The organism is Aeromonas sp. HMWF015, from assembly GCF_963878965.1.
Classification (GTDB): Bacteria; Pseudomonadota; Gammaproteobacteria; order Enterobacterales; family Aeromonadaceae; genus Aeromonas; species Aeromonas veronii.
In genome coordinates, this window is record NZ_CAWNZT010000309.1 from 8,149 (window position 1) to 23,006 (window position 14,858).

Genomic DNA, 14,858 nt, shown 5'->3' on the forward strand with positions numbered 1-14,858 from the left:
AATCCCGAAGGCAGACTTGATGATCAGCATGAAGACATGGGGCAACTCGGTGATGTTCATCGCCACGATCACCAGCGCCAGCAGGATATAAGCCAGTGCCATAAAGGGCACCACCAGCTCGGCAAAACGGGCGATGCCACGAATGCCGCCGAAGATGATGAGGCCGGAGAGCGCCACCAGCGCCAGACCGCTGACCCAGTCAGGAATGCCAAATGCCACCTTCATCGCCAGACTGATGGAGTTGGCCTGCACCGCGTTGAACACCAGACCAAATGCCAGTATCAGGCAGAGCGAGAACACCACCCCCATCCAGCGCATGCCAAGGCCTTTCTCCATGTAGTAGGCCGGGCCACCACGGTAGTTGCCATCCTCATCCTTGACCTTGTAGAGCTGGGCCAGAGTGCTTTCGACGAAGGCGGTCGCCATGCCGATAAAAGCGATCAACCACATCCAGAAGATGGCGCCGGGGCCACCCAGATAGATGGCGACAGCCACACCGGCCAGGTTGCCGGTGCCGACCCGGGCGGCAAGGCTGGTACAGAGGGCCTGGAAAGAGGAGATGCCTGCGTTGTCCGATTTACGGCTGTTTTTCAGCACGGAAAACATGTGGCCAAAGTGACGGATCTGGATAAAACCCAGGCGGAAGGTGAAAAAGATCCCGACCCCGATGAGCAGGTAGATGAGCACGGCTCCCCACATCAGGTCGTTTAGCATCGCAATCAAGGTGTCCATAATTCTCTCGTTGTTATTCACATCCATGGTCAGTCTGCGCTGACCGTTTTCTGTCTGTCGTTTAATTAGCGTTTCGCTAAAGGGGCGGAATCTAGCACAGCGGGAGAGCCCGGAATAGTGATCCCGGTCACGCGAGACACAAAAAACGAACGGTAAAAGCCCATAAAGCTCCATTTAAATCGCAAACTTTCAACAAACTCAATAATTCAATCAGACAGGCCACCATTAAGCCCCATAAGAGAACTATTTTGATATATCCCTGATGAGCTATCCGAAAACGCAAACGCTTGCATGAAATGGCTTTCAAACGGCGATATTTCGCCAAACGTTTTCGCTGTAATTAAATTTCAAGTACGTAGCGAGATAATTTATGTGATCGATGACACAAATATGGATATTGGCTAAAAAAGTTCAGCTGAAAGCAAACCGGAGCGAGGTCGGAAGAAAATATAAAAAACCTTACTAATCATATAGTTTCAAGCCGTAAAACGGGATAACTCAACAGCCTGAATGTTTAACAACCAAGCGCCCCTATTGCAGGATGCAGCACATCAGTATTAATTAGGCAGGCAATGACGATGGGCCGCCCCCATCGCGCTTTTCTGAGCCTGAGGCACCAAGATCCTGTAATTTTATTTCAGAACCACCGTCTCAAGCCCGCAACCCAGGGATTACTCCCTCATTAAGAGATGATATTCGCTATGGCCGATAAATTAACCAAGCTGAAAGCCCTGACCACTGTTGTTGCCGACACCGGTGATATCGAAGCCATCAAACGCTATCAGCCCATCGATGCCACCACCAACCCCTCTCTGGTTCTGAAGGCCTCCGAGATCCCCGAGTACGCTCCGCTGATCGAAGACGCCATCAAGTGGGCCAAAGCCCAGAGCCAGGACAAGGCACAGCAAATCATCGACGCGGGCGACAAGCTGGCTGTCAACATCGGTCTGGAAGTGCTGAAGATCGTTCCGGGCCGTATCTCTACCGAAGTGGATGCCCGTCTCTCCTTCGATACCGAAGCCAGCATCGCCAAGGCCCGCAAGCTGATCCGTCTCTACAACGAAGCGGGTATCAGCAACGACCGCATTCTGATCAAGCTGGCCTCCACCTGGGAAGGGATCCGTGCCGCCGAGGTACTGGAGAAAGAGGGTATCCAGTGCAACCTGACCCTGCTGTTCTCCTTCGCCCAGGCTCGTGCCTGTGCCGAAGCTGGCGCCTTCCTGATCTCCCCGTTCGTGGGTCGCATCCTCGACTGGTACAAGGCCAAAAATGGCCGTGATTACACTGCCAGCGAAGATCCGGGCGTGGTCTCCGTCACCTCCATCTACAACTACTACAAGCAGCACGACTACCCGACCGTCGTGATGGGCGCCAGCTTCCGCAACACCGGCGAGATCCTGGAACTGGCCGGTTGCGACCGTCTGACCATTGGCCCGGCCCTGCTGGAAGAGCTGAGCAAGACCGAAGGGGCCGTAGTACGCAAACTGGACTACACCGGTGAGCGCAAGGCCAAACCGACTCCGATGACCGAAGCCGAATTCCGCTGGGAACTGAACCAGGACGCCATGGCTCACGAGAAGCTGGGCGAAGGCATCCGCATGTTCGCCATCGACCAGAGCAAGCTGGAAACCATGCTGGCAAGCCGCCTGTAATCAGTTCTTTTTTCTGATAAAAACCGGGCCCCTAACAAGGGGCCCGGTTTTTTTTCATGGGCTTTTTTAGCGCTGTCATAGAGTCGTCACGAAAACGTTTTAATTTCAGATTCGTTATGTTATACGGGTGGTGAAAACGATAAAAACCAAGGAGGGAGCCATGGAAATGTTCAACTTCGATTATGACGAGGTGGTTGAACTCGGTTCGCGTAGCCGCGGGACAACGGGAAAAAAACGTAAATGGCGTGAAATCGAGGCGTTGAAAGACAAACATCGCCTGCAGAAGGAGCTGCAATCCATCGATATCGCCTATGAAGGTCTTACAGACGAGATTGAACTGTAATACCACCAGACACCTGTAAAAGCGCTCCGCATAGCCGGGGCGCTTTTTTATGCCGCAATCGGATGATCAAGCGGTTTGTCATGCCATCACCAGCGATGCTACTGGATGCTGCAGGCTACTGACAGTCATCACCAACAGCGTGGCATACCAACCAAGCCCCTCACCCGCGAAGAGTGAGCAGCGCCGTTTCAGGGCGCGTTGGGGCACTCACCAGAATGGCAGATCAACCGCAATAAAAAGCCCCCGTCGATGACGGGGGCCTGAATACTCGGGGTTGACGGCTGCGCTTAGCAGTAGCCGTAGCCCAGCAGACGCTGGTAGCGCTGCTCCAGCAGTTGCTCGGTATCGAGCGGACGCAGTGCGTCCAAATCCTGCTTGATGCGAGCCTTGAGGTTTTTGGCCATCTTCTCCACATCGCGGTGAGCACCGCCGAGGGGCTCGTCGATCACGTGGTCGATCAGCTTGAGCTCTTTCAGACGCTGGGCAGTGATACCCATCGCTTCGGCAGCTACGGAGGCCTTGTCAGCGCTCTTCCACAGGATGGAGGCACACCCTTCCGGCGAGATGACGGAGTAGGTGGAGTACTGCAGCATGTTGACGCGGTCGCCCACGCCGATAGCCAGTGCGCCGCCGGAGCCGCCTTCACCGATCACGGTGCAGACCACGGGTACGGTCAGACCGGCCATCACCTTCAGGTTGCGGGCAATCGCTTCGGACTGACCACGCTCTTCGGCACCGACGCCGGGGTAAGCGCCAGGGGTATCGATAAAGGTGATGATCGGCATCTTGAAGCGCTCGGCCATCTCCATCAGACGCAGGGCCTTGCGGTACCCTTCCGGACGCGGCATGCCGAAGTTGCGCTTGATCTTCTCTTTGGTCTCACGACCCTTCTGGTGACCAATCACCATCACCGGCTCACCGTCGAGACGAGCGATGCCGCCGACGATAGCCTTGTCATCGGCATAGGCGCGATCGCCAGCCAACTCGTCGAAATCGGTGAAGATATGCTCGATATAGTCAAAGGTGTAGGGGCGCTGGGGATGACGCGCCATCTGGGATACCTGCCAGGCACCCAGATCACCGAAGATCTTCTTGGTCAGCTCTTCATTTTTCTTCTCCAGCCGGCGGATCTCGTCTTTCAGATCCACGGCGTGATTGCCTTCACTCACATGTTTGAGTTCATCAATCTGCGCCTGCAACTCGGCAATCGGCTGTTCAAAATCCAGAAAAAGACTCATAGGGCCTTAGAACCTCTAATCAAAAACCAATTCAACCCGCTCTCGTCCAAGCAGGACTCGCAAGTCATCTATCAGTTGATCGGTGGGCGTCACCCGCCACTCGGTACCGAGCGTCAATCGCACCCGGGAGCCGGGGCGACGATAGTTTACCTGAACCGGACAGACTCCGGCACGGGCGGGCTCCAAAATCTCGCACAAACGCGGGAAAAAGCGATCATCAATCCGCTGTTCATCGAGGGAGATGCGGATTGCTCTGGCAAAACGCTCCCTCGCATCGTTGATATCCAGTAATTCTCGAGCCGACATTTTAAGGCCACCGGAGAAGTCATCAAAGCTGACCTGTCCAGAAACCACCAAAATGCGGTCTTTTTGCATCAATTCTTCATATTTTTCCAGTGCTTCACTGAACAGGGTCACATCGAGGCGACCGGAACGGTCGTCCAGGGTGAAGATCCCCATCTTGTTGCCACGCTTGGTTACCATGCTGCGGGCCGCGATCACCAGCCCCGCCGCCGTGGTCACGGTATCACGGGAGGTGGGATGCAGATCGCACAGGCGACCCGAGGTATAACGACGTAATTCGCTGCTGTACTGGTTGATGGGGTGACCGGTGAGATAGAGCCCGAGGGTCTCGCGCTCCCCTTCCAGCCACACCTTGTCAGGCCAGTGCGGCACGTTGGCAAAGGCCTTCTTGACGTCGTCAATCTCTTCGGTGAGCACGCCGAACATGTCGACCTGCCCCACCGCCTGCGCCTTGGCGTGCTGCTCGGCGGCACGCATCGCCTCCTCCAGCGTCGCCATCAGGGCGGCGCGGTGGGGGCCGAGCCGATCCATGGCGCCGGAGAGGATCAGCTTCTCCATCACCCGCTTGTTGAGCTTCTTGATATCGACCCGGTTGCAGAAGTCGAACAGATCGCGGAACGGACCGTCCTGATCCCGGGCGCTGAGGATAGCGTCGATAGGGCCTTCACCGACCCCTTTCACCGCCCCGATCCCGTAGACGATATGGCCATCTTCGTTGACCGAGAAGCGATAGCGGCCGGTGTTCACATCCGGCGGGATCACGGTGAGCCCCATCCGCTGGCACTCGTCCACCAGGGTCACTATCTTGTCGGTGTTGTCCATATCGGCGGTCATCACCGCCGCCATAAACTCGGCCGGGAAGTGGGTCTTGAGCCAGAGGGTCTGGTAGGAGACCAGCGCATAGGCGGCGGAGTGGGATTTGTTGAAGCCGTAGCCCGCAAATTTCTCCACCAGATCGAAGATCTTCATCGCCAGTTCGCCGTCGACGCCATTCTTGACGGCGCCCTCCTCGAAACCGGCCCGCTGCTTGGCCATCTCCTCGGGCTTTTTCTTGCCCATCGCCCGGCGCAGCATGTCCGCGCCACCCAGGGTATAACCCGCCAGGGTCTGGGCAATCTGCATCACCTGCTCCTGATAGAGGATGATGCCGTAGGTCGGTTCCAGAATCGGTTTCAGGCTCTCGTGCTGCCACTTCTCATCCGGATAGGAGATCGCTTCATTACCGTGTTTGCGGTCGATGAAGTTATCCACCATGCCTGACTGGAGCGGGCCCGGACGGAACAGGGCCACCAATGCGATCATGTCTTCGAAGCAGTCGGGGCGCAGCCGCTTGATGAGATCCTTCATGCCGCGGGATTCGAGCTGGAATACCGCTGTGGTCTCGTAGCGCTGGAGCAGGTCGAACGACTTCTTGTCATCGATAGGGATGGCGGCAATATCCACCGGCGGCTTGCCCTCTTTGGCAAGACGCGGGTTTATCATGCCGAGCGCCCAGTCGATGATGGTGAGCGTTCGCAGACCCAAGAAGTCGAACTTCACCAAACCCGCGTATTCCACGTCGTTCTTGTCGAACTGGGTGACCGGGTGATGGCCCTCATCATCGCAATAGAGCGGCGCAAAGTCGGTGATCTTGGTGGGTGCGATCACCACGCCACCGGCGTGTTTACCGGCGTTGCGCACTACCCCTTCTAGGCGGCGTGCCATGTCGATGAGGTCTTTGACCTCCTCATCCTGCTCGTAGAGCTCGGGCAGCTTGGGCTCGGCCTCGAATGCCTTGGCAAGCGTCATGCCCGGATCCGGCGGGATCAGCTTGGAGATGCGATCCACAAAGCCGTAAGCGTGGCCCAGCACCCGGCCTACGTCCCGCACCACCGCCTTGGCCGCCATGCTACCGAAGGTGATGATCTGGGAGACCGCATCCCGGCCGTACATGTCGGAGACGTGCTCAATCACCTCGTCGCGCCGGTCCATGCAGAAGTCGACGTCGAAGTCGGGCATGGATACCCGCTCGGGGTTCAGGAAACGTTCGAACAGCAGGTCAAATTCCAGCGGGTCGAGGTCAGTGATCTTGAGGGCGTAGGCCACCAGAGAGCCCGCCCCCGAGCCCCGGCCAGGGCCAACGGGAATGCCGTTGTCCTTGGACCACTGGATAAACTCCATCACGATGAGGAAGTAACCCGGGAAGCCCATCTGGTTAATCACTTTCAGCTCGATGTCGAGACGCTCGTCATACTCGGGACGACGCTCGGCCCGCACTTGCGGATCCGGGAACAGGAACTCGAGACGCTCCTCCAGACCCTCTTTCGATTTGGCCACCAGAAAATCTTCTGTGGTCATGTCGCCGGTCGGGAAGTTGGGCAGGAAGTACTCGCCAAGACGCACCGTCACGTTGCAGCGCTTGGCGATCTCCACCGTGTTTTCCAGCGCCTCGGGAATGTCGGCAAACAGCTCCGCCATCTCCTCCTGGCTGCGCAGGTACTGCTGGGGGCTGTAGCGACGGGGGCGGCGTTTGTCCATCAAGGTATAGCCATCGTGGATGGCAACCCGGATCTCGTGGGCGTCGAAGTCATCGGCGTTGAGGAACACCACCTCGTTGGTGGCGACCACAGGCAGCTCGAACTCGGTGGCGATGGCCACCGCCATGTGCAGGTAGACCTCTTCGTCGGGTCGACCGGTACGCAGCAGTTCGAGGTAGTAGGCATCGGGGAAATGGGTCTGATAGAAGGCGACACACTGCTCGGTCATCTGCCGGTTGCCCTTGAGCAGGAACTTGCCCACATCCCCCTCGCGCCCGCCGGAGAGCACGATCACCCCCTTGGCGTGTTCGGCGAGCCAGCTCTTGTCGATGACCGGCCGCCCCTGTACGTGGCCGCGCTGGTAACCGCGGGAAATAAGCAGGGTGATGTTCTGGTAGCCGTCGTTATCCATGGCCAGCAGGGTGAGACGGAACTGCTCGTCGCCGAGCTCATCGCTCTGCACCCAAAAGTCGGCACCGACAATGGGCTTGATCCCCTTGCCGTGGGCCGCGCCATAGAAGCGCACCAGGCCACACATGTTCATCTGATCGGTCAGCGCCAGCGCCGGCATGTTGTTGGCCGCCGCCGCCCCGACGATGGGGTTGATCTTCTGCAGGCCATCGACCATGGAGAAGTCGGAGTGGACTCGCAGGTGGATAAAACGGGGTTCAGCCATCGTCATCTCCTCTCACTGCTCAAACTAAATGGCATGGTCTACTCGATCCCCAGTGCGCGGCGCACCGGTTTGAAGCTCTTGCGATATTCGGGCAACGGGCCGCGCTCGGCCAGAATGGCGAGGTGCTCAGGCGTAGGGTAACCCTTGTGGCGGGCAAAGCCGTACTCGGGATGGCGGCTGTCCAGCTCGGTCATCTCGCCGTCGCGGGTCACCTTGGCGAGGATCGAAGCGGCACTGATGGCGGCCACCAGACTATCGCCCTTGACCACGGCGCGCGCTTCCATCGGCAATGCAGGGCAGCGGTTGCCATCAATAAAGACCAGCTCGGGGGTGACCTTCAACCCCGCCACGGCGCGCTGCATCGCCAGCATGGTGGCATGCAGGATGTTGAGCTCGTCGATCTCCTCCGGAGTGGCGCGACCGATGGCCCAGGCGAGCGCTTTCTCTTTGATCTCGTCAAACAGGGCCAGCCGCTTCTTCTCGGAGAGCTTCTTGGAGTCGTTGAGCCCCGCGATCGGATTGGCGGGATCGAGAATGACCGCAGCGGTGACCACGTCACCCACCAGCGGGCCACGGCCTACTTCGTCCACACCGGCAACCAGCTTGTCGTCAGGAATATCGATCATCATCTTGTAGCCTTGAATCAAAACAGGCCCCGTGGGGCCTGACAGGGGTCGACTGGCGCGGCATTACCGCTCGAAAACGAATGTACGGGTAGCGCGGCGCAATCGACGGTCCGAAATAGCGTTATCTGCCGAGCAGATCCGCCACCGCATCGGCGGCCTGCGAGTCGGCATTGCAGCGGATCAGCTGGTGCAGCTCGGTGAAGGTGTTGACCAGCGCACTGTTGTCGTGCTCGAAGTACTTGCTCACCTCTTCCACCAGATTCTCCGGGGTACACTCGTGCTGGATGAGTTCCGGCACCAGCATGCGACCGGCGAGCAGGTTGGGCAGAGAGACAAATTCGGTCTTTACCAGTCGCTGGGCCAGCCAATAGCTGAAGGGCTTGAGCTTGTAGCCCACCACCATCGGCTTTTTCACCAGCATGGCTTCGAGCGCCGCGGTGCCGGAGGCCAGCATCACCACGTCGGCGGCGATCATCGCCTCGCGGCCCTGCCCTTCCAGCAGCACCATGTCGAGACCCGGCGCTACCTCGGCCTTGATGGCCATAAACTGCTCGCGCCGTTTCTGGTTGACCAGCGGCACGATAAAGCCGAGATCCGGATAGCGCACCGTCAGGTGTTTACACGCTTCGAGAAACAGGGGGGACATAAAGCCCACTTCTGCGGTGCGGCTGCCCGGCAGCACCGCCAGCCAGCGGCGATTGGCATCGATACCGAGATTGCGACGCACGGCAGCCTGATCCGGCACCAATGGAATATCATCCGCCATGGTGTGACCGACAAAACGGCAAGGGGCGTCGAAGCGGTCGTAGAAGGCTTTCTCGAACGGCAGGAAGGCGAGCACCATGTCGGTAGCGGCCTTGATCTTGTGAATGCGGTTCTGGCGCCAGGCCCACACAGAGGGGCTGACATAGTGAACCGTCTTGATACCGGCGCGGCGCAGTTTCAGCTCCACCCCGATATTGAAATCCGGTGCATCCACGCCGATGAAGATATCGGGCGGATTGGCAATAAAGTGGCGCAGCAGTTCGCGACGAACCTTGAGAATACGCGGCAGACGCCCCAGCACCTCGGTGATCCCCATGACGGAGAGCTCTTCCATCTCGAACAGGGCCTTGACGCCGAGGGCCTGCATCCGCGGCCCTGCGATCCCTTCGAACTGCGCATCCGGGTAGCGGGCTTGCAGCTCGCGCACCAGACCGGCAGCCAGAATGTCGCCGGAGACCTCTCCGGCGACGATACCGATACGAACCGGATCAGGCACGGATGATCCCGCGCTCGTTATCTTTGAGGAAGTCCACATAGAGCTGGACGGCCGGTTCGACTTGCGCCATCTCGATCAGCACAGGCAGCACCTCTTCGATGGTCTTGCCGGAACGGAAGATCTCTTTGTAGGCACGCTTGACGGCAGAGATGGCCTCGGCGCTGAAACCGCGGCGACGCAGACCTTCGGAGTTGACCCCGAACGGCTTGGCGTAGTTGCCGGCGGCCATCACGTAGGGCGGCACGTCCTTGTTCAGGGCGGCGCAGCCACCGACGAAGGCGTGGGAACCGACGCGGCCGAACTGGTGAATGGCGGAGAGACCACCAAAGATCACGAAGTCACCGATCACCACGTGGCCCGCCAGGGTCGCGTTGTTGGCGAAGATGCAGTTGTCACCGATGATGCAGTCGTGGGCAACGTGAACGTTGACCATGAACAGGTTGCCGCTGCCCACCTTGGTCAGGGATTGATCCTGAATGGTGCCACGGTGGAAAGTGCAGTTCTCGCGAATGACGTTGTTGTCGCCAATCTCGAGGAAGGTGCGCTCACCGGCGTACTTCTTGTCCTGGCAATCCTCACCGATGGAGGTGTGCTGGAAGATCTTGTTGCCGCAACCAATCTTGGTCGGGCCCTTGATCACCACATGGGAACCTACCCAGGTGTTGTCACCGATTTCCACCTCGGCGCCGATGACAGAAAAGGGGCCGATTTCAACCCCTTTACCGATCACGGCAGACTCATGGACGATGGCAGTATCGTGAATGATGGCAGTCTGGTCGATCACGTGTGTTAAACCTCGCGTTTGGCGCACATCAGCTCGGCGGTACAGACCACTTCACCGTCGACGGTGGCGACACCGGTGAACTTGGCAATACCGCGACGCTCTTTCAGGAACTCCACGTCGAGCACCAGTTGGTCACCGGGGCCGACCGGACGCTTGAAGCGAGCGTTGTCGATTGAGGCAAAATAGTAGAGTTCGTTGGGAGACGGCTTGCCCACCATGGTAAAGGCCAGGATACCGGTGGCCTGTGCCATCGCTTCCAGGATCAGTACGCCCGGGAACACCGGCTTGGCCGGGAAGTGCCCCTGGAAGATCGGCTCGTTGAACGAGACGTTCTTGATGGCGCGCAGGGTTTTGCGCTCATCGCTGATCTCGTAGTCGTCTACACGATCCACCATCAGAAACGGATAACGGTGGGGCAGCAGATCCATGATTTCCTGGATACCCAGGCTCTTCTTTTCAGTAGTCAAAACAGTACCCTATACCAATCGTGATTATTCTTGATCCAGCTTCTTCTCAAGCTTGCTTAACCGCTTGTGCATCTCTTCGATACGCATCACCCGGGCGGCGGTCTTGCGCCACTCTTTATTGGTTTGCAGAGGAATGCCGGAAGAGTAGACACCGGGCTCGGTAATGGGTCGCATCACCATGGCCATACCGGTAACGGTGGCCTGGTCGCAGATCTCCATATGCCCGTTAAAGACGGAAGCGCCGCCAATGATACAGTATTTGCCGACCTTGAGACTACCAGCCATCACGGTAGAGCCCGCCACGGCGGTGCCGTAACCGATTTCCACGTTGTGGGCGATCTGGCACTGGTTGTCGATGATGACGTTGTCTGCGATGCGGGTATCTTCCAGCGCACCGCGGTCAATGGTGGTACAGGCACCGATCTCGACCCGGTTGCCAATGGTCACACCGCCGAGCTGGGGGATCTTGATCCACTCGCCACGCTCGTTGGCATAACCGAAACCATCGGCCCCGATCACTGTGCCGGATTGAACCAGACAGTCGGTGCCCATGGTCACATTGTGATAGAGGGTGACGTTGGCCCACAGCCGGGAGCGGGCTCCCAGCCGGGTATTTTTGCCAACAAAACAGCCCGGGCCAATGCGTACATCGTCACCCAGCACGACGCCGGATTCGATCACTGCATTGGCGCCGATAGCCACTCTCTCGCCCAGTTGCACGTCAGCCGCGATAACGGCGCTCGGATGAATATCCGTGGCCGGCTGCGGGGTGGTGTCCAGCAGTTGGGCTACCCGGGCAAAGCCCACATAGGGATCTTTGAGCACCAGGGCATTGGTGGGACAAAATGGCAGATCCGCTTCGGTAATGAGCACGGCGGTCGCCTTGCTCTGCTCCAGATAGTGCCGGTACTTTTTGTTGGACAGGAAGGTGATATCCCCCTCCCCGGCCTTTTCCAGTGTCGCTACCTTGCGGATTTCCAGGGTTCCGTCGCCATGGACCTGGGCCCCCAATTGCTGGGCCAGCTGTGCGAGAGTGAATGCCATCAATTAGTTGCTCTTGCTTACCTGAGAAATAACCTGGCCGGAGATGTCCAGCTTGCTGGCGGCATACGGGGCGGCATTGCGCTCCAGCACCAGATCGTAACCATTGCTCTTGGCGATGGAATCGATGGCAGCCTGCACCTTGGTCAGGATCTTGTTGCGCTCTTCGGACTGACGGCGGCCGTTGTCCTGCTCAAAGGCTTGACGCTTCTGGTTGAAATCCATCTGCAGCTTGGCCAGCTTCTCCTGGTTCTGCTTCTTCTGCTCGGCGCTCATGAAGGCTTCATCCTTGCGGAACTTCTCGACCAGCTTCTGGCCTTCCTGTTCCAGCTTCTGCAGCTCACGCATGCGCGGCTCGAATTCACCTTTCAGTTTGGCTGCAACGGCTTCACGCTGGGGCAGCTTTTGGAATACTTCACCCATATCAACCACGGCGATCTTGGTCTCAGCGAAGGCAGAACCCATGCCGGCAGCCATCAGTGCAAAGCTCAAACCAGCTACTTTCAACGCTTTATTCACACTTACTCCTTGTTCCCTCATGGCGAGGGCTACCTGATTTACCCGATTATGCAAGCGGCGTTAGGACCGTCTTGTTACCTGGTGAGGCACGCATACCGCGCGTCCCATCATTGAAGACCCCCACCGCATGGGTGGGGGCGAAACTCTGCTTAGAAAGTACGACCGATGTTGAAGGAGAAGACTTCGGTGCGATCCCCTTCGTATTTCTTGATCGGCTTGGCCAGGGCGAATACCAGCGGGCCCATCGGCGAGAGCCACTGCAGGGAGACACCGGCAGAGACCCGGATATTGCCCGGGTTGGAGTAGTCCTGGCTCAGATAGTTGCAATCAGAACCGGCGGCGCAAGGATATGCTCCGTTGGCAAAATCGGTGCTCCAGACGGTACCTGCGTCCATAAAGACGGTGGAACGGATCTGCGGACGATAAGTCTCGGAGACGAACGGGGTCGGGAAGACCAGCTCCAGTGAGGCAACGGCCAGAGCGTTACCGCCCACCGAGGTGTCGGAACCTTCATAACTGCCGGTCTCACAAGGTTGACTGCCAGTACAAGTGCCAGTACCTGGTTTGTTGTAGGTCTTGTAGATCGCCTTGGGACCAATGGTATTGCTCTTGAAGCCACGTACCGTATCGAAACCACCGGCATAGTAGTTCTCGAAGAACGGCAGCATGGAGTCGTCGCCATAGCCGTTACCGTAGGAGACACGACCCTTGCCGATCATTACCCAGCTATGATCCGCATCGAGCGGGAAGTAGTGGGCATCCTCGGCCGAGAGCTTGTAGTACTGCAGTTCCATGCCCGGTACGGTCACCTTGGCGTTAATACGCTGACGATCGCCAGAAGTCGGGAACATCCCCTTGTTCAGGGTTGAGCGGGTCCAGCCAGCGGTGACATCGACGGTCACGAAATCGAGGTTGGAACCATCCTGTGAGTAAGCATTCCAGAACTGATCCATCTGTACCGACTGGCGGTTATCATTCCACTGATCCCAGCAGTAGGTATTGCCATCAGTATCCGGATTGTCCTTCAGACACTCCTGATAGTTCTGGGCATTGAATGACGGACGGCTCAGCTTGGTGCTCTCGATACCGGTACTGAAGTCGAGACGGTTGAACTCGTTGACCGGGAAGCCGCTGGAGAGACGGAAACCGATGGTTTCGTTCTCGTAATCAACGATATCGGCATCATCGGCGCGGAACTGGTTGTAGTAGACCCGACCACCCAGGCTGACACCATCCACGGTGAAGTAGGGGTCGTTATAGCTCAGGTCAACGTTCTTGGAGTAGTCGTTGGTGCTGGCGTTGATGGAGACCTTTTTACCGGTACCCATAAAGTTGTCCTGGGAGATCCCCGCCTGCAGGCTCAGACCCGATTCGGTACCGTAACCGATACCGGCGTTGATGGAGCCCGCTGGCTGCTCCTTGACCTTGAAGTCGAGGTCAACCAGGTCATCATTGCCCGGCACTCGCTTGGTATCCACTTCGACGCTCTCGAAGTAGCCAAGGCGGTTGAGACGGCTCTTGGACTGCTCGATGTTGTCGGAGGAGAGCCAGGTACCTTCCATCTGACGCATCTCGCGACGCAGTACCTGATCTTCGGTGGTGGCGTTACCGTTGAAGTTGATGTTGCGCACATAGACACGGGGGCCCGGTTCCACGTTAACGATCAGCTCCACTTCCTTGGTCTTGTCATTGACCTGCGGGAAAGTGACCACTTTCGGATAGGCGTAGCCGTAACGGCCGAGGAACTTGGAGAGCACCTCTTCGGTATGGGTCACCTGGCTGGCGGAGTAGGTGCTGCCGGCAGCGATCGGGATCAACCCCTTCATCTCGCCACCGCGATCGATCAGGTCCCCCTTGAGCTGGACACCGGAGACCTTGTACTGATCCCCTTCCTTGATGTTGAGGGTGACATAGACGCCCTTCTTGTCGGGGGTCATGGAGACCTGGGTAGACTCCTGCTGGAAGCGGATATAGCCGCGGTCCATGTAGTAGGAGCGCAGGGTCTCGATATCACCGGCCAGTTTCTGCTTCTGATAGCGCTGATCGGCGGTGAAGTTCCACCAGGGCACTTCGTCGCGCAGGGAGAGCTGGGCAATCAGCTTCTCTTCAGGGAAGACGCTGTTGCCGACGATGTTGATCTGCTGGATCTTGGCCGCTTCCCCTTCCACGAAGGTGAACTTGAGGTCGACCCGGTTGCGCGGCAACGGGGTGACGATGGCCTTGACCTTGGCGGAGTATTTACCCACGCCATAGTAGAAATCTTCCAGCCCCTTCTCGAGGGAGGTGAGCACGGTGCGATCCAGCGGATCACCCACACGAATACCTGAGGACTCCAGACTCTGGGTCAGTTGCTCCTCTTTGATATCCTTGTTGCCGGCAAACTCGATGCTGGAGATGGTCGGACGCTCCTTGACCATCACCTGCAGCACCTGGCCGTCACGGTAAACCTTCACATCCTCGAAATTACCCGAGGCATAGAGCTTTTTGATGGCGCTGGCCAGAGCCACAGAATCGACGGTATCACCGACCCGGATCGGCAGGTTCAACAGTGCGGCACCCAGGGTCGCCCGTTGCAGACCTTCGACCTGGATATCTTGCACCACAAAAGAGGCAGGGGCCGCCTGGGCCAGGAAACTGGCACCCAGCAGGCAACTCAACACCAATGCTTTTTTAACAGCCATTTTGTTCTTATGTGTCCTT

At 57.9% G+C, this 14,858-nt stretch carries 12 protein-coding genes; 2 read left to right on the forward strand and 10 right to left on the reverse strand.

The window, feature by feature from the left end; genetic code table 11:
* Positions 1–732: alanine/glycine:cation symporter family protein (locus AACS18_RS23540; protein ID WP_258228733.1), on the reverse strand; the 732-nt coding region annotated here is incomplete at its 3' end.
* A gap of 701 nt (positions 733–1,433) precedes the next feature.
* On the opposite strand from AACS18_RS23540, the gene tal reads away from it, so the two are divergent.
* Together tal and AACS18_RS15745 are read left to right on the forward strand one after the other, a co-directional pair.
* Positions 1,434–2,384: a transaldolase gene (gene tal, locus AACS18_RS15740; RefSeq protein WP_146184775.1), complete on the forward strand. Its 951-nt coding sequence runs from the start codon at positions 1,434–1,436 to the stop codon at positions 2,382–2,384.
* 160 nt (positions 2,385–2,544) lie between these two features.
* Entirely contained in the window at positions 2,545–2,727 is a 183-nt protein-coding gene (locus AACS18_RS15745) for a DUF3545 family protein (protein ID WP_005338547.1), read from the forward strand.
* Between the two features lie 287 nt (positions 2,728–3,014).
* On the opposite strand, the gene accA is transcribed toward AACS18_RS15745, so the two are convergent.
* The 9 genes from accA to bamA form a co-directional block, all read right to left on the reverse strand.
* The gene (gene accA / locus AACS18_RS15750) at positions 3,015–3,965 is read right to left on the reverse strand and encodes an acetyl-CoA carboxylase carboxyl transferase subunit alpha (RefSeq protein ID WP_005338549.1); all 951 of its coding nucleotides are present in this window, start codon (positions 3,963–3,965) and stop codon (positions 3,015–3,017) included.
* 15 nt (positions 3,966–3,980) lie between these two features.
* Positions 3,981–7,460: a DNA polymerase III subunit alpha gene (gene dnaE, locus AACS18_RS15755; protein WP_043818966.1), complete on the reverse strand. Its 3,480-nt coding sequence runs from the start codon at positions 7,458–7,460 to the stop codon at positions 3,981–3,983.
* A 38-nt stretch (positions 7,461–7,498) separates the two neighbouring features.
* A complete protein-coding gene (gene rnhB / locus AACS18_RS15760; protein WP_041235007.1) occupies positions 7,499–8,089 on the reverse strand; it encodes a ribonuclease HII in 591 nt (196 codons plus the stop codon).
* 118 nt (positions 8,090–8,207) lie between these two features.
* Entirely contained in the window at positions 8,208–9,347 is a 1,140-nt protein-coding gene (gene lpxB, locus AACS18_RS15765; RefSeq protein WP_040098041.1) for a lipid-A-disaccharide synthase, read from the reverse strand.
* Positions 9,340–10,131: an acyl-ACP--UDP-N-acetylglucosamine O-acyltransferase gene (gene lpxA / locus AACS18_RS15770; RefSeq protein WP_108612665.1), complete on the reverse strand. Its 792-nt coding sequence runs from the start codon at positions 10,129–10,131 to the stop codon at positions 9,340–9,342. The genes lpxB and lpxA overlap by 8 nt, the downstream gene beginning before the upstream one ends.
* Before the next feature lie 5 nt (positions 10,132–10,136).
* The gene (fabZ, locus tag AACS18_RS15775; RefSeq protein WP_005338559.1) at positions 10,137–10,598 is read right to left on the reverse strand and encodes a 3-hydroxyacyl-ACP dehydratase FabZ; all 462 of its coding nucleotides are present in this window, start codon (positions 10,596–10,598) and stop codon (positions 10,137–10,139) included.
* A 24-nt stretch (positions 10,599–10,622) separates the two neighbouring features.
* A complete protein-coding gene (lpxD, locus tag AACS18_RS15780; protein ID WP_005338561.1) occupies positions 10,623–11,642 on the reverse strand; it encodes a UDP-3-O-(3-hydroxymyristoyl)glucosamine N-acyltransferase in 1,020 nt (339 codons plus the stop codon).
* A gap of 3 nt (positions 11,643–11,645) precedes the next feature.
* A complete protein-coding gene (locus AACS18_RS15785) occupies positions 11,646–12,158 on the reverse strand; it encodes an OmpH family outer membrane protein (protein WP_108612666.1) in 513 nt (170 codons plus the stop codon).
* A gap of 149 nt (positions 12,159–12,307) precedes the next feature.
* Positions 12,308–14,839, reverse strand: coding sequence for an outer membrane protein assembly factor BamA (bamA, locus tag AACS18_RS15790; protein ID WP_108612667.1), 2,532 nt, complete (start codon positions 14,837–14,839; stop codon positions 12,308–12,310).
* Positions 14,840–14,858 lie beyond the last annotated feature (19 nt).